Consider the following 18,221-nt stretch of genomic DNA (forward strand, 5'->3'; position numbering starts at 1 on the left):
CGGAGGCCCGAATCGGCGATTAGGCTTTGTCTGAAAAGTCGGCGAGCGAAGAACCGGTTTTTAACGCAATGGGGTTGAGCGCAGCCAGTCTTCGGACAGCGCTTAGTGCGCCATCATCTCTTCGGCGATCTCCTTGCCGCTCAGGTCGGAGGGGTAGTAGGTCGGCCAGTTGGTGACCTCCTCGAGCAGTGCTTCTCGGTCGTCACCCATGTAGAGGTGGTAGTGGTCCGCATCGTTGGGCGCGATGGTGTGGTCGCTGAACTGGAAGTATTTCGGCGCTTCCTCGTCGCCGGCTTCTCGCTCGAAGATATAGCGCACGCCTCGATTGCCGGCTTCATAGGTCAGGATCTCATAGCCGTCGTAGACGTACTCGCCAGTATGCGCCTCGTCCCCTTCGTAGAAGGTGACATCGTCGCCGTCGATGACGATCCGATTCACGTCGGTCTGATAGCCCTTCTCGTAGTAGGCCTTGTATTCGGCCGCCGTCTTGTCGCCATGCGCTGCCTTGTGAGCGAACACCGGGTCGAGGGTGCCGTCCTGCAGGTAGGGATAGACGGACTGCCAGTCCCCTTCCCAGTCGGAGAGCTGTCGATCCTCGACCTGGCCGTCGTCGAAGTAGCCGGCGTTGACGTCCTTGTCCTGGCCGTGGTCATGGGCATGCTCGTGGTCATGGCCATGATCGTGGTCGTGATCCGCCATGACCGCGGAATAGCTCCCCATCGCCAATACGCCGACGACCACCACACCCGCGCTATGCGCTGACAACAATTTCATGAAGTGACTCTCTCTTGTGAACAGACGAAGATCGAAACGCCATTGAACAATACGTTATATCATAACACTACATAAAATATGACGAACGCTTGCAGACGGCGCCGCCAGAGAGGATGCGTGACGCATGGGGTTCGGCGCTGGCCTCGCGTCGGTCGCTATCCCTGGCGCGAGGCGCGCTGGCAGACAGCGGACGGGATCAGACGTAGCTGACGCCGAAGGCCCGTCGGTCGAGCAGCCGCTGCATGGCGGCATTGGGCTTTTCGATCTTGTGATAGAAGCGGCTTGCGGCGTAGCTTTCGTTGAAGGCGTCGAAGTAGTCGTCGAGCACGTTGGCGGCGACGGCGTCGCCGGTCTTGCGCAGCAGCTCGGCAGCGACCTCGGCGGTGCAGAGATGCGCGGCCGAGGCCGGCTTGCGAAGCCGATAGCGGGTCAGACGATCCGTATGGAGCGGTAGCACCGGCAGGTTTTCCAGATACGGGCTCTTGCGGAAGATGCGCCGCGCCTGACGCCAGGTCCCGTCGATCAGGATGAACACGGGGATGAAGCCGTCCTGCTTGGCGCCGATCACCGCCCGCTCGTCGACCACGCGATGCTGATAGTCGGGCTGGTCGTCGGGGAAGACCACGAACGGCACGTAGCGCCGATCCGCCAGCAACTCGAGCAGGCGCGCCTCCGGGGCGGTGCGATACCAGGTGAAGGTCTCGGTCTGCGGCAATACGTCGGCGATCAAGCGACCGGTATTAGTGGGCTTGTTGTGCTCGTAGGGATGAGTCAGCAGCCATACCTGGGCGTCGCTGGTCGCCGTCACCCGGTAGGGGCAGAGGCAATTGAGCGCTGGCAGACGACAGCCCTCGCAGCGCTCGACGAAGCTGCCGCGGGCCTTGAACTCGCGACGCGGCGGGAGCCCTTCTCCGGCCGCCGGTTCACGACGGGAGGCGGCGTTCGGCGCGTCATTCTCGCTCGGCGACCGATTGTCGGTCGTCAGGTCGGCATCGTTACGCATGGCTCGGCGGTCTCTGCACAAAAAAGCGGGGCGCGCATTCTAGCACTTCGCCCCGCTGGCTCGGACCCGCAATCGAGGAAAGATCTGTATCAATCCCTCAGAGGGTTTCTACAAAATCCCTGCGCTCGGCGGATTTGTAAACACCCTCTCAACGGCCGAGGCTCTCGCTCGTCTTGCCCGACTCACCGTGGGCGGGCACGCCGCGCTGTTTCCAGTATCCCGCCAGCACCGAGCCGGAGACATTGTGCCAGACCGAGAACAGCGCCCCTGGCAGTGCCGCACCGGCGGTGAAGAACTGGTTGGCGAGGGTGACCGCCAGGCCGGAATTCTGCAGTCCCACCTCGAAGGCGATGGTGCGCGCGGTGCGGATATCGAAGCCCAGCGCGCGGCTCAGCCAGTAGCCACCGGCGAGGCCGATGCTGTTGTGGGCGATGACGGCGATCGCCACGATCGGCCCCAGCGTTGCCAGGTTGCCGGCGTTGAGCGCGACCACGATGGCGATGATCAGCACGATGGCGGCCATGGCCAGCGTCGCCAGGGCCGATTCGATCTTGCGGATCCGTGCCCCCAGCAGATGGTGGACGACGACCCCCAGCGCGATCGGCGCGATCACCAGTTGCGCGATGCTCATCAGCATGCCCAGAACCGGCACGTCGATGGTCTGGCCGACCAGCAGCCAGGTGATGAACGGCGTGGCGACGACCGAGATCACGGTGGAAACCATGGTCATCGAGACCGACAGCGCCACGTGGCCGCCGGCGAGCCAGGTCATCACGTTGGAGGAGGTGCCCCCGGCGGTGGCGCCGACCAGAATCATCCCGGTGGTCAGCTCCGGGCTCAGGCCCAGCACGCGGGACACCAGCAGCGCGGCCACCGGCATGATCAGGAACTGCAGCACCACGCCGACGGCGATCGGCTTGGGCGCCTTGATCACGCGGGCAAAATCCTCGCGGGTCAGGGTCAGGCCCATGGCGAACATGATCACCACCAGCAGCGTCTTGATATCCGCTTTCAACCCGACGAATAGCTGCGGCTCGAAAGCGGCGATGACGGCCAGCAAGACGGCCCAGACCGGGAACAACCGGTTGATGCGTTCAAACATGATGATGTGTCCTAGCGATGGTGTGACTCGCCGATGGGGCAAGCCGGGGCCGCTCGAGCGGCTCTGTCGGGATCGATACGAAAAAAAGCCACGGTTCCGATATCGACCGGGCGCGCTATTCTGCCGTACCGCGAGCCGCGACTAAATAGGCAAAAGGCGGCAGATGCCGGGGTTTCCCGCCCCCGGTCGGCAAGTCGACGGGGATTCAGTCGCCGAAACCGCCCTGCTCTCGCCACCGTGCCGCCAGCGCCGGCACGCCCTGGCTGGCCGGTTCCGCAACGGGGCTGACGCCGGGCGGCGCCAGGTCGCGGGCGTGGGGATCGACCAGCCAGCACGGCGCCTCCAGCGGGGCCTGTTCCAGCAGCAGCGCCGCCGGCATCACTGCCAGCGAGGTGCCGACCACCAGCAGCGCATCGGCCTCGGCGACGATATCGCAGGCTTCGGCGTAGCGCGGCACCGCCTCGCCGAACCAGACCACGTCCGGGCGCAACTGGCTGCCCTTGTCGCACAGATCGCCGATTGCGATGGTGCCTCGGGGCGAGATCTCCTCCACCGGATAGCGCAGATTGGCATCGACGGACGAGCGCGCCAACCGAATCTCGCCGTGCAGGTGCAGTACGTGGCGGGAACCGGCGCGCTCGTGCAGGTCGTCGATATTCTGGGTGACCACGCTGACCCGAAACCCGGCCGCCTCGAGCTCGGCCAGTGCCAGGTGGGCGGCGTTGGGGCGCGCCTGGCGGGTCTGCTCGCGGCGCTCGTCGTAGAAGCGCAGCACGGTCTCCGGGTCACGCGCCCAGGCTTCGGGCGTTGCCACATCCTCGACACGATGGTTTTCCCACAGGCCGTCGCCATCGCGGAAGGTCCTGAGGCCGCTCTCGGCGCTGATGCCGGCACCGGTCAGTACCACCAGATGGGGTTTGGTGTGATCACTCATGACGCCATACGCCTCCCTTCGGGCTGGAACTTCAGCGAGGCTAGCATGGGCTGGCGCCGCGGACATCCGCCGCCGGCAAAAGCCACGCGGCCCTCGCTCCTGGGCAGCGGTCGACGGTCCCCTTGAGATACCCCGGCCCAGCCCCGACAATAGCGACCCGTTCCGCTTTGCGAGCCGTTTCATGACCGCGACACTTGCCACGACCGCGCGCCCGGCGCCGCTGGCGGTGATCTACCGCGATGCGCGGCTGATCGCCGTGGCCAAACCGCCGGGGATGCTGGTGCATCGCACGGCGCTGGCCCGCGGCGAGACCCGGTTCGTGATGCAGACGCTGCGCGACCAGCTCGGCCAGCACGTCTATCCGGTCCACCGGCTGGACCGACCCACCGGTGGCGTACTGCTGTTCGCGCTGGACAGCGAGGCAGCCGCGGCGCTGACGCGCTCCTTCACCGAGCAGCAGGTGACCAAGCGCTATCTGGCCGTGGTTCGCGGCTGGGGGCCGGAAGCGATCAGCGTCGACGCCCCGCTGCGTGAGGAGGACGGTATCCGACCCAAGGCGGAGATGCCGGCGCAGGCGGCGCTGACCCATTTCCGGCGCCTGGCGACGGCAGAACTTCCGGTGGCGATCGACCGCTATCCGCAGTCGCGCTACTCGCTGATGGAAGCGCGGCCGGAAACGGGGCGTCGCCACCAGATCCGTCGCCATCTGGCCCGCTGCGGTCACCCGATCATCAACGACGCCAAGCACGGCAAGGGCATCCACAACCGCTACTTCCGCGATCACCTGGATTGTCCGCATCTGCTGCTGTCCAGCGTACAATTGACGCTGACACATCCGTTCGAGGGTCGCCGACTGACGCTGGAAGCGGCTCCCGACGACCATTTCTCCGCCCTGCTCATCCGGTTCGGCTGGCAGGCGCACCTGACACGAAACGACGCCCGGTGGCAGACGCCCGGCGAAAGCATGACGCCAGCCGAACCGAGCGATGCCCTTTCATGATCGAGATCCCATGAGCGACGACGCCAAGACTCTTCAGGACGCCCCCGAATCCGGCGACGACGGCCTGCGTGACGACTACGATTTCCGCTTCGGCGGTATTCGGCGCCTCTACGGCACCCGTGCGGCCAGCGCCTTTCGTCGCGCCCACGTGGTGGTGATCGGCGTGGGCGGTGTCGGCAGCTGGAGTGCCGAGGCGCTGGCGCGCTCCGGTATCGGCAAGCTCACCCTGATCGACCTGGACGATGTCTGCGTCTCCAACGTCAATCGCCAGCTCCACGCCCTGGACGGCCAGATCGGCAAGCCCAAGGTGGCGGTGCTGGCCGAGCGCTGCCGCGCGATCTGGCCGGGCATCGAGGTGGTCGCCGATGAAGCCTTCATCACCCCGACCAACCTCGCCGAACGCATCCCCGCCGATGCCGACCACGTGATCGACGCCATCGACCACGTCGGTGCCAAGGCGGCGCTGATCCACTACTGCAACCGCCACAAGCTGCCGATCACCGTGACCGGCGGCGCCGGCGGCCAGAGCGATCCGACCCGCGTGCGGGTCGCCGATCTCACCCGTACCGAACACGACCCGCTGCTGGCCAAGGTGCGCTCGAAGCTGCGCCGGGATTTCGGCTTCTCGCGCAATCCCAAGCGTCGCTTCGGCGTCGAGTGCGTCTATTCGGACGAGCAGCTCGTCTATCCCGGCGAGGATGGCGAGGTCTGCCTGCAGAAGCCTGCACCGGGCGAGTCGACACGGCTCGACTGCGCCGCCGGCTTCGGCGCGGTCAGCGTGGTCACCGGCACCTTCGGCTTCGTGGCGGCCGGGCGCGTGCTGACCCGGCTCGCCGCCAGGGCGGAACGCTCTGCCGCCCCGGCGGAGGCGCCAGCGTCGACGGAGACGACCCGCACATCGGCAGAACCGTCAATCGACACCCAGGAGGTCCCCCATGAGTGAACATCACAAGCCGGTCCCGGGCATCTACCGTCACTACAAGGGCCAGCTCTACGAGGTACTCGACGTCGCCCAACACAGCGAGACCGAGGAGTGGCTGGTGGTCTATCGCGCGCTCTACGGCGACTACGGGCTGTGGGTGCGCCCGCTCGCCATGTTCTGCGAACGGGTTAGCGTCAGCGACGAACCGGTGGCACGCTTCGCGCTGGAGAAAGCATTCCGCTGAACGCTGCCTAAAAGATGATGGTTTCCCCGCAGGAACGATTTTACGGCTGATCGATTTTCCGTATTCCCGTACAATTCGCTGCTTTCCAAGCGACGGCCCGACGATTCCACACGGTGGTAGCCACAACGGGGGCCGGCGAATCATTTCCCACGGGAGGAAGCATGAGCGTACGCGTCGGCGTGATCATGGGTTCGAAGTCGGACTGGTCGACTCTCTGCCATACCGTCGAGACCCTCGAAAAGCTGGGTATCGAGCATGAAACCAAGGTGGTCTCCGCCCACCGCACGCCGGACCTGCTGTTCGAATACGCCGAGACCGCTGCCGACCGGGGCCTGGAAGTGATCATCGCCGGCGCCGGCGGCGCGGCCCATCTGCCGGGCATGTGCGCCGCCAAGACGCGCCTGCCGGTGCTGGGCGTACCGGTGAAGTCGAGCACGCTCTCCGGGGTCGACTCGCTGCTCTCCATCGTCCAGATGCCGGCCGGCATTCCCACCGCGACGCTGGCGATCGGCCGCGCCGGGGCGATCAACGCCGCCCTGCTCGCCGCCGCCATGCTGGCCAACCACGACGAGCGCATCCGCGAGGCGCTGGAGGCCTTCCGTGCCGAACAGACGCAGCAGGTGCTCGACAACCCCGATCCTCGACCCGCAGATCAGGAGCCCTCATGAGAATCGGTATCGTCGGCGGCGGTCAGCTCGGCCGCATGCTCGCCCAGGCGGGCGCGCCAATGGATCTTCGCTTCACCTTCCTCGACCCCGGCAGCGAGCCGTGTGCCGCCGTCCACGGCCAGCACCTGCAGGCCGACTGGCAGGACCCGGAGGCGTTGAACACGCTGACCGCCAGCTGTGACGCCATCACCTTCGAATTCGAGAACGTGCCGGCCGAGGCGGTCGAACGGCTGGCCGAGCGCCGTCCCGCCTATCCGCCCGCCTCGGCGCTGGCCACGGCAAAGGATCGCTGGCTCGAGAAGTCGCTGTTCCGTTCGCTGGATATCGACGTGCCGCCCATCGCCCGGATCGACAGCCAGGCCGACCTCGACGCTGCGGTGAACGAGATCGGCCTGCCGGTGGTGATCAAGACCCGAACCATGGGCTACGACGGCAAGGGCCAGAAGGTGCTGCGCGCGCCGGAAGAGGTCGCCGGCACCTTCGATGAACTCGGCGGCGTGCCGTTGATCCTCGAGGGTTTCATCGACTTCGACCATGAGATCTCGGTGATTGCCGTGCGCGGCCGCGACGGCGAGATCCGCCACTGGCCGGTGGTGCGCAACGCGCATCGCCAGGGCATCCTGCACTGCTCGGTGCCGCAGATCGCGCATCCGCTGCAGGCCCAGGCCGAGGACTACGCCAGCCGGGTCATGAACGAGCTCGATTATGTCGGGGTGATGGCGTTCGAGTTCTTCGTCACCGCCGCCGGGCTGCTCGCCAACGAGATCGCACCCCGGGTCCACAACTCCGGCCACTGGAGTATCGAGGGCGCGGTGACCAGCCAGTTCGAGAACCACCTCCGCGCCGTCGCCGGCCTGCCACTGGGCGAGACCGCCCGCCTGGCACCATGCGCGATGCTCAACGTGATCGGCGCCTTCCCGGAGCGCGACGCCGTGCTCGCCGTGCCCGGCACCCGCTGGCACGACTACGGCAAGGCGCCCCGACCGGGCCGCAAAATCGGCCATGTGACGGTGCTGGCCGCGGACGACGAGACGCTCAAGAAGCGTATCGAGGCGGTCGAGGCGCTGCTGGTCAACGACCTGGGCTAGCCTCTGCTAGGGCGGCGGGCGCTCGCGACACTCACGCCAGCCGCCGCGCCCTTGCCCGCAGCCAAGGCGTGAGCAGGCAGAATGAAAAAGGCCCCGCTGTCGGTGACAGCGGGGCCTTCTCGTTGCAGCGTGCGCCTGGTCAGGCGCGGCGCCTCACTCCTTGTCCGTCGTGAACATGTGCTTCTGCAGGTAGTTCTGGATGCCGACCTTGTCGATCAGGCCCAGTTCCGCCTCGAGCTTGTCGATGTGCTCTTCTTCGTCGTCGAGAATCTTGATGAACAGATCGCGGCTGACGTAGTCACGCACGGATTCGCAGTAGGGAATCGCTTCCTGCAGGTCGGCGCGCGCCTTGTGCTCGATCTTGAGGTCGCTCTCGAGCATCTCCTGACAGTTCTCGCCGATGTTGAGCTTGCCCAGGTCCTGCAGGTTGGGGATGCCTTCCAGGAACAGGATGCGCTCGATCAGCTTGTCGGCGTGCTGCATCTCTTCGATGGACTCTTCGTACTCCCACTTGGCCAGCACGCTGAGTCCCCAGTCCTTGTACATCTTGCTGTGCAGGAAGTACTGGTTGATCGCGACCAGCTCGTTGCCGAGCACGGTGTTGAGATAGGTGATGACCTTGGCGTCGCCTTTCATTGTCGTGTTCTCCTCATGGTGTCTCTGGAATGGGGAGGCACGTTCTGGCTACGCACTCCCGTCGAATCCACGCCACCCGGCCGGGCGGCATCGATCCAGTGACGGCAGTATCACCCATGCGATCCAGAAATTACAACCATTACAGTAGGTTACGACAATATCTCATCTGCAAGCCGTTGGCAGATGGGAACGCGGCTGATAACGACTCGCGCTATCGCGGAGCCATCGCCAGCACGGCGTGATGAGGGAAATCGGTTGGTAATCAAGCAGAAGCGGCAGCCACGGGAGGTGCCAGTCGCGCTCAGACCGCGTAGGCGAGATCTGGATCCATCGCCATTTCCTGGCTGATCGCCTCGCGCATCACGCTCTTGCCGGTGCAGGCGCACTTGCCGCACTGGCCGGCGCAACCGGTGCTCTCGCGAACTTCACGCCAGCTGCGGGCGCCGTCAGCAACGGCATTTTCGATATCGCGGTCAGTGACCCCTACACAGAGACAGACGTACACGGGCAAACCTCACTGGTAACGTGATAGCAAATGTAAATGATTCGCATAGGCAATTTCAACCCGTAATCGAAATCATCTCGCCAGACATTACTCGAGGCTGACTTAACGCAACCTGAAGCCGCCGACGCTCGCCATCCACGCTCTCCCCCGCCCCCCGTACCCCTGAATCTGCCGCCGCTGGCGATAGTCCCCGAACGCAAGAACGCCGCGCCCTTTCGGGTCGCGGCGTCCTGTGATTCATCCTGATCACGATGTCTGCAGGAGTCTGTCTTACGAGCCAGCGAGCGAGGAGTGGCTCTCAGCCGGTACGGCGCAAAAGCCAGAACCCCAGCAGGTAGCAGGCCGCCGTCGGCACCACTACCGCCAGCGAAGGCGAGAAGCCGAACAGCACCGACGCCGGCGCCAGCAGGTCCTGAAGATACTTGAAGGTCAGGCCGACGATCACGCCATAGAAGATACGCGTCCCCGCGGCCACGCTGCGCAGCGGACCAAACACGAACGAGGCCGCCAGCAGCACCAGGCCGGCCAGCGTCACCGGCAGCAGGCTCTTCTGCCAGAAGTAGAGCAGTGGCTGCGTGGCCTCCTGCCCCTGCGCTCGCAGATAGTCGGCATATCGCCAGAGACTGGTGATGGGCTGGCTGCCCAGGGGGCGCAGCAGGCGGTTCAACTGGGCCGGCGTCAGCGCCGTGTCCCAGCTCTCGCTGGGCAGTGTCTCGGCACGCGTCGCGCCATCTTCGAAATGGGTGATCCTGACATCTTCCAGCGTCCAGGCGTCGCCATCCCATACCGCTCGCGCTGCCTGGGTGGCATCGACCAGGCGCTGGCCATCGAAGTGGTACCTGGTGACGTTGATCAGGGTATCGTCGGCGCGAATGGTGCCGAAGCGGTAGAAGTCATCCCCCTCACGCTGCCAGCCACCGCGATGCGACAGCACGGCCTCCGAGCCTTCGGACTGCTCCAGCCGCCACGCCTCGGCGTGCTGCTCGGTCGCCGGGCTGACGAACTCGCCTATCGCCATGGTCAGCAGGATCACCAGTACCAGCGGCTTGAGCACGCCCAGCAGGATTCGCCCCAGTGAACGGCCCGAGGCACGCATCACCGTCAGCTCGTTGTTGGATGCCATGCCACCGAGACCGACCAGCGCGCCGATCAGCACCGCAACGGGGGCGTATTCGTAGAAACGCCAGGGCAGCCGCATGACCAGGTAGATCAGCACATCCAGCGCGGTGTAACCGCCCGAGACGTCCCCCAGGTCGTTGATGTAGGAGATCACCAGGTCCAGGCCCAGCACCATGACCTGAACCACCAGCATCGCGCCGAGCACGTTGCGGGCGATATAACGGTCGAGACGATCGATCAACATCAGCGGCCCCCCCGTGCCTGGTCACGACGGATCAGGAAAAGCCCCAGCGCCAGGTAGACCAGATGGATCGGCCACATGCCGATACTGGGCGGCAAGCTGCCCCGTGCGATCGCGTCCTGTGCCGCCAGCAGCAGGCTGAGGTAGCTGATGTGCAGGAAGATCGCCGGCAGCAGCTTGGCGAAGCGCCCCTGGCGCGGGTTGACCCGCGCCAGCGGCAGCGCCAGCAGGGTCAGGATGGGAATCATCAGCGGCATGGAGATACGCCACTGCAGTTGCGCCATGGACTCGTCGTCGCCGTCGGCGATCAGCTCCGGCGTGCTCATCAGCTCGCTGTCGACATCGACCTCGCCGGTATCGTCGGTCGCCAGACGAACGCCGTAGCTGCCGAACTTCAGTCTTTCCGCGACCGGGCTGCCGGGCTCGACGCTGTAGCGCTGGCCATTCTCGAGTACCAGGTAGCGGCTGCCGGTATCCGGATCGGTGGTCTGGTAGCCACCCTCGGCCCGCGTCACCACCTGCTGCGGCGAACCGTTGCCGCCGGTCTGGCGCTCGCTGATGAAGACATTCTGCATGCGTGACCGGTCATCGTTGAGAGACTGGGTGTAGGCGGTACGGTCATTGCCGAAATCCTGGAATCGACCCGGCGTCAGCAGCGAGAAATCGAGCTGACTCTGTTGCTCGTCGATCAGGCGCTCGTTGTGAGCGGCACCCGCCGGTGTCAGCCACAGGCTGCAAAGCCCGACCAGCACCGCGATCAGCGCCGCCGGCAGCAGGGTGACCTGCAACAGCCGATTGGGACTGATGCCGCAGGCGACCAGCACGGTGATCTCGCTGTTCAGATAGAGCTGGCCGTAGGCGAGCAGAATCGCGAGGAAGAACGACAGCGGTAGCACCAGCTCGAGGAAGCTGGGCATATGGAACAGCATCAGCGTGCCCAGCGCGCTGAGCGGCAGTTCGCCCTGGGCCGCGTCGGTGAAATAGCGAATGAAGCGACTGCCCATGATCACCAGCAACAGCACGCCGGCCACCGCCGACATGGTCAGCAGAATCTCGCGTGTCAAATAACGGGATACAATCAACTTCGACTCCTGATTTGGCTTCCTGCCGCAGCTCGACCCTGCGCTCGGACTGGACGACCCAGGCCATCGGACTTGCTGCCGGGAAAACGGTCGCTGCCCGCCACTACGTCCCGAGAATACGAATCACCGATACGTCTTGTGCAACGCGCTTCGGCTTTGCGTAAACTGGCCCATCGATGGGCCATTCATCGGCGGCGATGGGTTTGGCTGCTCGAGAACGTTCGCGATGGCGTTCCCGACTGACTGTCACTGCCGCGCACCTTCACCCGGCGCCATTATCCTGAATCACCGCTCGCTTGTCTCGTTGCCGACAGGCATGTGACGTGAAGCCAGCGCAATCGTTCATTGGAGACGACATGGAATTTTCCGTACTGACCGTCAATCCGGCCAAGGTCGAGACAGCCTGCCTCGTGGTGCCGCTATTTCAGGATGGCGAACTGCTGTCTGTCGCGGCCAAGCTGGATGACGCCAGCGAGCGCTTGATCGCACAGCTCATCGAGCGCGGCGATTTCACCCCGGAGCTGGCCAATGTCCAACTGATTCCGTTCGCGCCGGGGCTGGCCGCCGAGCGACTGCTGCTGGTCGGTCTGGGCAAGCGCGACGCCTTCAATGAAGGTGCCCTGCGCAAGGCGCTGGATGGCGCCTTCACCGCGCTCGCCAAACTGCCGGTGGATAGCGCCGCGGTGGCCTTCGCCGACGCCGAGGTCGAGGATCGCGATGCCGCCTGGAACGCACAGATGACGCTGGAGGCCGCCATTCGCGCCGTCTACCGCTTCACCGAGTGCAAATCCACCCAGCCGACCCTGCCGCAATTGCGCACGATAGAACTGCTGGTCTCGGAGGCCAATCAGGCCGATGGCGCCAAGGCCGGCGCCCGCATCGGCGCGGCCCTGGGCGATGGCGTCAACCTCGCGCGCACGCTGGGCAACCTGCCCGGCAATATCTGCACCCCGAGCTATCTCGCCAGCCAGGCCGAGACGCTGGCGGGGGAATCCGCCGGTTCGCTGACGGTGGAGATTCTCGACGAAGCCGAACTGGAGGCGCTGGGCGCCCACTCGCTGCTGGCGGTCGGCCGCGGCAGCGCGGAACCCTCGAAGCTGATCGTGATGAAGTATCAGGGCGCCGAGGATCCCGAGGAGTCGCCCCACGTTCTGGTCGGCAAGGGCATCACCTTCGATACCGGCGGCATCTCGCTGAAGCCCGGCGCCGGCATGGACGAGATGAAGTTCGACATGTGCGGCGCCGCCAGCGTGTTCGGCGCCATGAAGAGCGTGATCGCGCTGAAGCCGAAGCTCAACGTGGTGGCGATCGTCGCCAGCGCCGAGAACATGCCGGACGGACGCGCGATCAAGCCAGGCGATATCGTCACCACGCTCAAGGGGCTGACCGTCGAGATTCTCAATACCGACGCCGAAGGCCGGCTGGTGCTGTGCGACGCCCTGACCTATGCCGAGCGTTTCACGCCGGCCAGCGTCGTCGACATCGCCACGCTCACCGGTGCCTGCGTCATTGCCCTGGGCGATCACGCCAGCGGCCTGTTCTCCAACGATGACGATCTCGCGCTGGACCTGCTCGAGGCCGGCGAGGCTTCCTGGGATCGGGCCTGGCACATGCCACTGTGGGACGACTACCAGCAGCAGCTCGAGTCCAACTTCGCCGACCTCGCCAATATTGGCGGGCGTCCGGCTGGCAGCATCACCGCAGCCTGCTTCCTGTCACGTTTCGCCGACAGCTACCCGTGGGCGCATCTCGACATCGCAGGCACCGCCTGGGACAGCGGCAAGCAGAAAGGCGCCACCGGCAGGCCCGTGGGTCTGCTGACCCGCTACCTGCTGGATCGCGAGAGCGAACGGGTGGTAACGCAGGAGGCGTAGTGCCGAATCACGAACCGGGCGACTCAAGCCCGGTTCGTCGTTCAGAGCATCACCGACACTCCCCTCTCAACAAGGAAAATCCGACGTGTTCATCGTTTCGCTCTCCTACAAGGTGTCGATCGACCAGGTCGAGGCGCACCTCGAAGGCCACATCGCCTGGCTGAAAGACGCCTATCAGCGCGAGATAGTGGTGGCATCGGGACGCAAGGTGCCACGGACCGGTGGCGTTCTGCTCGCGCGCGGGGACCGTGCCACGCTCGAGGCGTGCCTGGCCGAGGATCCGTTCAAAATCCACGATCTTGCCGAGTACGAGATCGTCGAATTCGAGCCGTCCCTCACGGCGCCAGGCCTGGAAGGGCTGCTGGAATAAGCCGCTATCCGCCACTACCCACACCAACGCTTTGCATGCTAATTTGGATGGTCCGCTGCCTGGGGTCCCGGGCAGTTTTCAACCGAGGTCGTCGACCGCCTGCCGCCCCGCTCGCGTGGTCAGGCATCATGGACTGTCAGGAGAAGTCGCAGTGTCCACTTCAGGTTTCGAAGCCCGCCTTTCCTCCAACCCTCTCGATGCCACGCTGCGCAACGAGATTCTTGCCAACCCGGGCTTCGGCCGCTACTTCACCGACCATATGGTACACGTACGCTGGACCAAGTCGGACGGTTGGCAGCGTGGCGAGATTCGCCCCTACGGACCGCTGCTGATCGACCCGGCCTCGCCGGTGCTGCACTACGGCCAGGAGATCTTCGAGGGCATCAAGGCCTACCGCCATGCCGACGGCTCGGTCTGGACCTTCCGCCCGGAGAAGAACGCGGCGCGCTTCCGCGCTTCCGCTCGCCGCCTGGCCCTGCCGGAACTCGACGACGAGACGTTCCTCGGATCGCTCAGGACGCTGGTCGCCCAGGATGCCGACTGGGTGCCGACCCCGCGGAACGACACCGAGGAGTGCAGCCTCTACCTGCGTCCGTTCATGATCGGCAACGGCAAGTCGCTCGGCGTGAAGCCCGCCGCCGAGGTCGACTACTACCTGATCGCCTCGCCCGCCGCGTCCTATTTCAAGGGCGGTGGCAAGCCGGTCTCGATCTGGCTCTCCCAGCACTACAATCGTGCCGCGCCCGGCGGTACCGGCGCCGCCAAGTGCGGGGGCAACTACGCGGCTTCCCTGCTGGCCCAGGCCGAGGCCGAATCCCATGGCTGCGACCAGGTCGCGTTCCTCGACGCCGCGGAGAACAAGTGGATCGAGGAGCTGGGCGGCATGAACCTGTTCTTCGTCTACCGCGATGGCCGTCTGGTCACGCCCGCGCTGACCGGCACCATCCTCGAAGGCGTCACCCGCGACTCGATCCTGGAACTGGCCCGCGACGAAGGCCTCACGCCGGAGGAGCGCCCGATCAGCATCGACGAGTGGCGTGAAGGCGTCGCCAGTGGCGACATCGTCGAGGTGTTCGCCTGCGGCACCGCCGCCGTGATCACCCAGATCGGCCAGTTGCTGACCGAGGAAGACCGGATCGTGACGCCGGCCACCGATGGGGAGCCGGTCAGCGCGAAACTGCGCAAGCGACTGCTCGACATCCAGTACGGTCGCAGCGAGGACACCCGCGGCTGGCTGATGCAATTGGCCTGATGCGAGTGGCCCGGTTTCGTCCTAAGCTGCTGTAAGCACTGGATCGCTCGCCGGTCCCGAAACGACCGCCCTCCGGCGGTCGCTTCGTCTGGAGAGCCTCGACGCCCATTGATGAAAAGGATGATGCAATGAAACCCGTGATGATCATCACCGGTGCCGGCCGCGGCATTGGCGCCGCTACCGCGATCATGGCCGCCCAGAAAGGCTACGCCGTGGCCGTGAACTATCGCAGCGACAAGGCTTCCGCCGACAAGGTGGTCGCCGAGATCGAATCCGATGGCGGCCGCGCCATCGCGGTTCAGGCCGACGTGGTCGACGAAGCCGCCATCGTCGCCATGTTCGAGACGGTCGATCGTGAGCTGGGCCGGGTCGACGTACTGGTCAACAACGCCGGGGTGGTCGACCAGATCAGCCGCGTCGACGAGATGAGCTTCGCGCGTGTCGACCGGATGATGAAGATCAACGTGGTCGGGCCCTTCGTCTGTGCCCGCGAGGCGATCAAGCGCATGTCCACCCGCCACGGCGGCAACGGCGGCGCCATCGTCAACGTCGGCTCCGCCGCCTCGCACCTCGGCGGCGCTGGCGAGTACGTCGACTACGCCGCCTCCAAGGGCGCCATCGACACCATGACCGAAGGCCTGGCCAAGGAGGTCGCCGGCGAGGGCATCCGCGTCAATACCGTGCGCCCCGGGGTGATCCGCACCACCATTCACGCCAGCGGCGGCAACCCGGACAAGCCCGATGTCGCCGGTGAGGTGATCCCGATGGGCCGGATCGGCGAGCCGGAAGAGATCGCCAACGCGGTGCTGTGGCTGGCCGAAGCCGGGTTCACCACCGGGGCGCTGATCGACGTCGACGGCGGCGTCTAGAAGAGGTCGGGCCTGCGCGAGCGACTGGCTTTGTTGCACGCCGCGTGCGGGCCTCGCCTAACCCCTGTTATATCTCGTTCCTCACGCGCCGCGCACCTAGCCACTCATCTCGCTCGGCGCCGACTCAGCGAGAAGATGCTGAAGCTAGCTCGCTCGATCGCTCGGGTTCGCTTGCGAGCACTCATCTCGCTCGGCGCCGATTCAGGTAACATTGGTAACTCGCAACCTGGGCTCTTAGCTCTTAGCTCTTAGCTCTTAGCTCTTAGCTCTTAGCTCTTAGCTCTTAGCTCTTAGCTCGTAGCTCTTAGCTCGTAGCTCGTCGCTCGTCGCTCGTCGCTCGTCGCTCGTCGCCCAGATTGTCTTTCTTCCCGCTTCCAGGCGCGAAGCGCCGCTCTTACCGCTTACAGCTCCCCGAAGGGGATTTATGACCAAAGTCGATTTCTACATCCTGCCGGATACCACGCTGGAAGCCCGGCTGACCTTCGCCTGTCGACTGGCGGAGACGATCTATCGCAAGGGTTACCAGCTGCATATCCACACCCAGGACGAAGCCATGGCTCGCGAGCTCGACGAGCTATTGTGGACGTTCCGCGAGGATAGCTATGTCCCGCACCGGGTCGCGGGAGACGAGATGGACCCTGCCCCACCGGTCACCATCGGCTGGGAAACCGTGCCGGAACCGGGCGTGCAGGCGATGCTCAACCTGAACGACGAGATCCCCGAGTGGTTCTCGCGGCTGGAGCGCGTCGCCGAGATCATCAACCAGCATCAGGATGTGCTGCGCACCAAGCGCGCCTGCTGGAAGACCTACAAGGATCGGGGGTACCGGGTCGAGGCGCACAAGCTGGGGCAGTGAGCCCCAGCCTGGCGCCGGCCTCACGAAGAGGATGTGATCTACAGCTTGAAGATCCGAATCGCCTCGCGCAGTGCTACCGATCGCTCCCGCAGGGCATCCGCCATGCTCGAGGTCTGCTCGACCAGCGCGGCGTTCTGCTGAGTGGTCTGGTCTAGCTGGGATACGGCGTCGTTGATCTGCTCGATACCACCGGTCTGCTCCAGTGCCGCATTGGCGATCTGGTCGAACAGCGTGTCGATCTCGCGGATCTGGCCGTCGATTTCCTGCATCTGCGCCTTGGCATCGTTGACTCGCGTTGCGCCGGTGGCCACCTGCGCGCTGGAGGTCTCGATCAACCGCTTGATATCCTGCGCGGCCGTCGCCGAGCGGTTGGCCAGCTGCCTCACCTCACCGGCCACCACCGCGAAACCGCGTCCATGCTCACCGGCACGAGCCGCCTCAACCGACGCATTCAGTGCCAGGATGTTGGTCTGGAATGCGATGTTGTCGATCAGGCCGATGATCTCGGTGATCTGACTGGCGCCTTGGCGGATCTCCTGCATCGACTCCACCGCGCCGAGAATCGCCCGCTGGCCGGTCTGCGAGGTCTCTCCGGTCAGCTCTACCAGCGCACGGGCACGCTTGGCGTTATCAGCGCTGTGACGGGTCGTCGCGGTCATCTCCTCCATGCTGGTCGAGGTCTGCTGGAGCGCCGCGGCCTGCTCCTCGGTGCGCGATGCCAGCTCCTGATTGCCGGCCGCGATCTCCTCGGCGCCCTGGCCAACGTCCAGACTCGACGCCTGGATATTCCCCACGGCCGCTCGCAGGCGATCCCGCATGCGCTGGATATCTCCCAGCAGGCTGTGCGCGTACCGACGATCCAACGCGATATCGACACCCAGATCGCCTCCGGCGATACGCTCCACCACGCCGGCGGTGTAGGCCGGCTCGCCACCGAGACGGCGCAGCACCCGAGCGATCATGAACCAGAAAGCGATCGTCACCAGAGCGCCGGCAACGAGGCTGACGAGTGCCGAACGCAGCAGTTGCGCCATGACATGAGCGTCGACGTCGCCCATGAAGACACCACTGGCCGCGTAGACGCCCCAGGGTTTGAAGGCTTCCACGAACGAGTGAACGCGTGGCTGCGCCGACGCGCCACGGGCGAAGTTGGAGCGATAGTCGACGAAGCCCTGACCGCTGGCCCGCGCCGCCTGGATCATATCGACGAAGATCAGCTTGCCGGTGGGGTCCGTCGCCTTGGACACGTCCTGGCCCTGCTCACGCTTGGGATGGGCACGGATATGCAGATCGTCACCGAAGACGTAGATGTAGTTGTCACCGCCCTCGAATCGGATCTCCCGAATGGCGTCGAACGCCTGCGCCTGTGCCTCGGCGTCACTGATCTCGCCGCGTTCGACGCGCTGCCGGTAATGCGCCATCAATGACACCGACATCTCCACTGCGGTCATCATGCGCTTCTCGCGCTCCTCGATCAGCGCACTACGCATCTGCAACGCATTGGTGACCAGCATCGCGATCAGGATCAGCCATAGTACGGCGATGCCGATCCATCGCTGCCGGCGCAGCGACACGCCCCTTCGCGTCGTGCCATCGGCCGGCGGTGCGACGTCACTCCTGCCCGCCTCTCGTTCGATGCCGCCCGCTGCAGCCTGATATTCCGTTGCCTGGTTCATGTACTA

19 protein-coding genes are annotated in these 18,221 nt (G+C 65.2%); 10 read left to right on the forward strand and 9 right to left on the reverse strand.

Annotated features, from left to right (window positions below; translation table 11 throughout):
- Nucleotides 1–102: 102 nt before the first annotated feature.
- The 4 genes from DOM45_RS05560 to DOM45_RS05575 all read right to left on the reverse strand — a co-directional run bounded on the left by DOM45_RS05560 (nucleotide 103) and on the right by DOM45_RS05575 (nucleotide 3,813).
- Entirely contained in the window at nucleotides 103–774 is a 672-nt protein-coding gene (locus tag DOM45_RS05560) for a metal-binding protein ZinT (protein WP_110598527.1), read from the reverse strand.
- Between the two features lie 196 nt (nucleotides 775–970).
- A complete protein-coding gene (locus tag DOM45_RS05565; protein WP_110598528.1) occupies nucleotides 971–1,777 on the reverse strand; it encodes a tRNA-uridine aminocarboxypropyltransferase in 807 nt (268 codons plus the stop codon).
- Between the two features lie 148 nt (nucleotides 1,778–1,925).
- Nucleotides 1,926–2,885, reverse strand: coding sequence for a bile acid:sodium symporter family protein (locus DOM45_RS05570; RefSeq protein ID WP_280951660.1), 960 nt, complete (start codon nucleotides 2,883–2,885; stop codon nucleotides 1,926–1,928).
- A gap of 199 nt (nucleotides 2,886–3,084) precedes the next feature.
- Nucleotides 3,085–3,813, reverse strand: coding sequence for an SIR2 family NAD-dependent protein deacylase (locus DOM45_RS05575; protein ID WP_110598530.1), 729 nt, complete (start codon nucleotides 3,811–3,813; stop codon nucleotides 3,085–3,087).
- A 181-nt stretch (nucleotides 3,814–3,994) separates the two neighbouring features.
- Between DOM45_RS05575 and DOM45_RS05580 the strand changes: the two genes are divergently transcribed.
- The 5 genes from DOM45_RS05580 to DOM45_RS05600 all read left to right on the forward strand — a co-directional run bounded on the left by DOM45_RS05580 (nucleotide 3,995) and on the right by DOM45_RS05600 (nucleotide 7,735).
- On the forward strand, nucleotides 3,995–4,813 hold the full coding sequence (locus DOM45_RS05580) for a pseudouridine synthase (protein ID WP_110598531.1): 819 nt from the start codon (nucleotides 3,995–3,997) through the stop codon (nucleotides 4,811–4,813).
- A gap of 10 nt (nucleotides 4,814–4,823) precedes the next feature.
- Complete coding sequence (gene tcdA, locus DOM45_RS05585) at nucleotides 4,824–5,756, forward strand: tRNA cyclic N6-threonylcarbamoyladenosine(37) synthase TcdA (protein ID WP_110598532.1); 933 nt, start codon at nucleotides 4,824–4,826, stop codon at nucleotides 5,754–5,756.
- Entirely contained in the window at nucleotides 5,749–5,979 is a 231-nt protein-coding gene (locus DOM45_RS05590; RefSeq protein WP_110598533.1) for a DUF1653 domain-containing protein, read from the forward strand. Before tcdA ends, DOM45_RS05590 begins: the two co-directional genes overlap by 8 nt.
- Nucleotides 5,980–6,140: 161 nt before the next feature.
- The gene (gene purE, locus DOM45_RS05595; RefSeq protein WP_110598534.1) at nucleotides 6,141–6,647 is read left to right on the forward strand and encodes a 5-(carboxyamino)imidazole ribonucleotide mutase; all 507 of its coding nucleotides are present in this window, start codon (nucleotides 6,141–6,143) and stop codon (nucleotides 6,645–6,647) included.
- Nucleotides 6,644–7,735: a 5-(carboxyamino)imidazole ribonucleotide synthase gene (locus tag DOM45_RS05600; protein ID WP_110598535.1), complete on the forward strand. Its 1,092-nt coding sequence runs from the start codon at nucleotides 6,644–6,646 to the stop codon at nucleotides 7,733–7,735. The genes purE and DOM45_RS05600 overlap by 4 nt, the downstream gene beginning before the upstream one ends.
- A gap of 153 nt (nucleotides 7,736–7,888) precedes the next feature.
- On the opposite strand, the gene bfr is transcribed toward DOM45_RS05600, so the two are convergent.
- From bfr to lptF, 4 genes are all read right to left on the reverse strand, one after another.
- A complete protein-coding gene (bfr, locus tag DOM45_RS05605) occupies nucleotides 7,889–8,371 on the reverse strand; it encodes a bacterioferritin (RefSeq protein ID WP_110598536.1) in 483 nt (160 codons plus the stop codon).
- A 301-nt stretch (nucleotides 8,372–8,672) separates the two neighbouring features.
- A complete protein-coding gene (locus DOM45_RS05610) occupies nucleotides 8,673–8,876 on the reverse strand; it encodes a (2Fe-2S)-binding protein (RefSeq protein WP_110598537.1) in 204 nt (67 codons plus the stop codon).
- A 298-nt stretch (nucleotides 8,877–9,174) separates the two neighbouring features.
- A complete protein-coding gene (lptG, locus tag DOM45_RS05615; protein ID WP_110598538.1) occupies nucleotides 9,175–10,239 on the reverse strand; it encodes an LPS export ABC transporter permease LptG in 1,065 nt (354 codons plus the stop codon).
- A complete protein-coding gene (lptF, locus tag DOM45_RS05620; protein ID WP_110598539.1) occupies nucleotides 10,239–11,318 on the reverse strand; it encodes an LPS export ABC transporter permease LptF in 1,080 nt (359 codons plus the stop codon). Before lptF ends, lptG begins: the two co-directional genes overlap by 1 nt.
- Before the next feature lie 356 nt (nucleotides 11,319–11,674).
- Between lptF and DOM45_RS05625 the strand changes: the two genes are divergently transcribed.
- From DOM45_RS05625 to DOM45_RS05645, 5 genes are all read left to right on the forward strand, one after another.
- On the forward strand, nucleotides 11,675–13,192 hold the full coding sequence (locus DOM45_RS05625) for a leucyl aminopeptidase (protein ID WP_110598540.1): 1,518 nt from the start codon (nucleotides 11,675–11,677) through the stop codon (nucleotides 13,190–13,192).
- Between the two features lie 85 nt (nucleotides 13,193–13,277).
- The gene (locus tag DOM45_RS05630) at nucleotides 13,278–13,562 is read left to right on the forward strand and encodes a YciI family protein (protein WP_110598541.1); all 285 of its coding nucleotides are present in this window, start codon (nucleotides 13,278–13,280) and stop codon (nucleotides 13,560–13,562) included.
- A gap of 151 nt (nucleotides 13,563–13,713) precedes the next feature.
- Nucleotides 13,714–14,814, forward strand: a complete 1,101-nt coding sequence (locus tag DOM45_RS05635; RefSeq protein ID WP_110598542.1) for a branched-chain amino acid aminotransferase — start codon at nucleotides 13,714–13,716, stop codon at nucleotides 14,812–14,814.
- Between the two features lie 128 nt (nucleotides 14,815–14,942).
- The gene (locus DOM45_RS05640) at nucleotides 14,943–15,683 is read left to right on the forward strand and encodes an SDR family oxidoreductase (protein WP_110598543.1); all 741 of its coding nucleotides are present in this window, start codon (nucleotides 14,943–14,945) and stop codon (nucleotides 15,681–15,683) included.
- A gap of 424 nt (nucleotides 15,684–16,107) precedes the next feature.
- On the forward strand, nucleotides 16,108–16,539 hold the full coding sequence (locus DOM45_RS05645) for a DNA polymerase III subunit chi (RefSeq protein ID WP_110598544.1): 432 nt from the start codon (nucleotides 16,108–16,110) through the stop codon (nucleotides 16,537–16,539).
- A gap of 38 nt (nucleotides 16,540–16,577) precedes the next feature.
- On the opposite strand, the gene DOM45_RS05650 is transcribed toward DOM45_RS05645, so the two are convergent.
- Entirely contained in the window at nucleotides 16,578–18,215 is a 1,638-nt protein-coding gene (locus DOM45_RS05650) for a methyl-accepting chemotaxis protein (RefSeq protein ID WP_110598545.1), read from the reverse strand.
- Between the last annotated feature and the right edge of the window lie 6 nt (nucleotides 18,216–18,221).

The sequence above is a fragment of the Salinicola lusitanus genome, from assembly GCF_003206045.1.
GTDB lineage: Bacteria > Pseudomonadota > Gammaproteobacteria > Pseudomonadales > Halomonadaceae > Salinicola > Salinicola lusitanus.

Coding starts and splice junctions, on each gene's coding strand:
- DOM45_RS05560 (WP_110598527.1), bottom strand. CDS start 774: ATGAAATTGTTGTCAGCGCATAGCGCGGGTGTGGTGGTCGTCGGCGTA.
- DOM45_RS05565 (WP_110598528.1), bottom strand. CDS start 1,777: ATGCGTAACGATGCCGACCTGACGACCGACAATCGGTCGCCGAGCGAG.
- DOM45_RS05575 (WP_110598530.1), bottom strand. CDS start 3,813: ATGAGTGATCACACCAAACCCCATCTGGTGGTACTGACCGGTGCCGGC.
- DOM45_RS05580 (WP_110598531.1), top strand. CDS start 3,995: ATGACCGCGACACTTGCCACGACCGCGCGCCCGGCGCCGCTGGCGGTG.
- tcdA (WP_110598532.1), top strand. CDS start 4,824: ATGAGCGACGACGCCAAGACTCTTCAGGACGCCCCCGAATCCGGCGAC.
- DOM45_RS05590 (WP_110598533.1), top strand. CDS start 5,749: ATGAGTGAACATCACAAGCCGGTCCCGGGCATCTACCGTCACTACAAG.
- purE (WP_110598534.1), top strand. CDS start 6,141: ATGAGCGTACGCGTCGGCGTGATCATGGGTTCGAAGTCGGACTGGTCG.
- DOM45_RS05600 (WP_110598535.1), top strand. CDS start 6,644: ATGAGAATCGGTATCGTCGGCGGCGGTCAGCTCGGCCGCATGCTCGCC.
- bfr (WP_110598536.1), bottom strand. CDS start 8,371: ATGAAAGGCGACGCCAAGGTCATCACCTATCTCAACACCGTGCTCGGC.
- lptG (WP_110598538.1), bottom strand. CDS start 10,239: ATGTTGATCGATCGTCTCGACCGTTATATCGCCCGCAACGTGCTCGGC.
- DOM45_RS05625 (WP_110598540.1), top strand. CDS start 11,675: ATGGAATTTTCCGTACTGACCGTCAATCCGGCCAAGGTCGAGACAGCC.
- DOM45_RS05640 (WP_110598543.1), top strand. CDS start 14,943: ATGAAACCCGTGATGATCATCACCGGTGCCGGCCGCGGCATTGGCGCC.
- DOM45_RS05645 (WP_110598544.1), top strand. CDS start 16,108: ATGACCAAAGTCGATTTCTACATCCTGCCGGATACCACGCTGGAAGCC.
- DOM45_RS05650 (WP_110598545.1), bottom strand. CDS start 18,215: ATGAACCAGGCAACGGAATATCAGGCTGCAGCGGGCGGCATCGAACGA.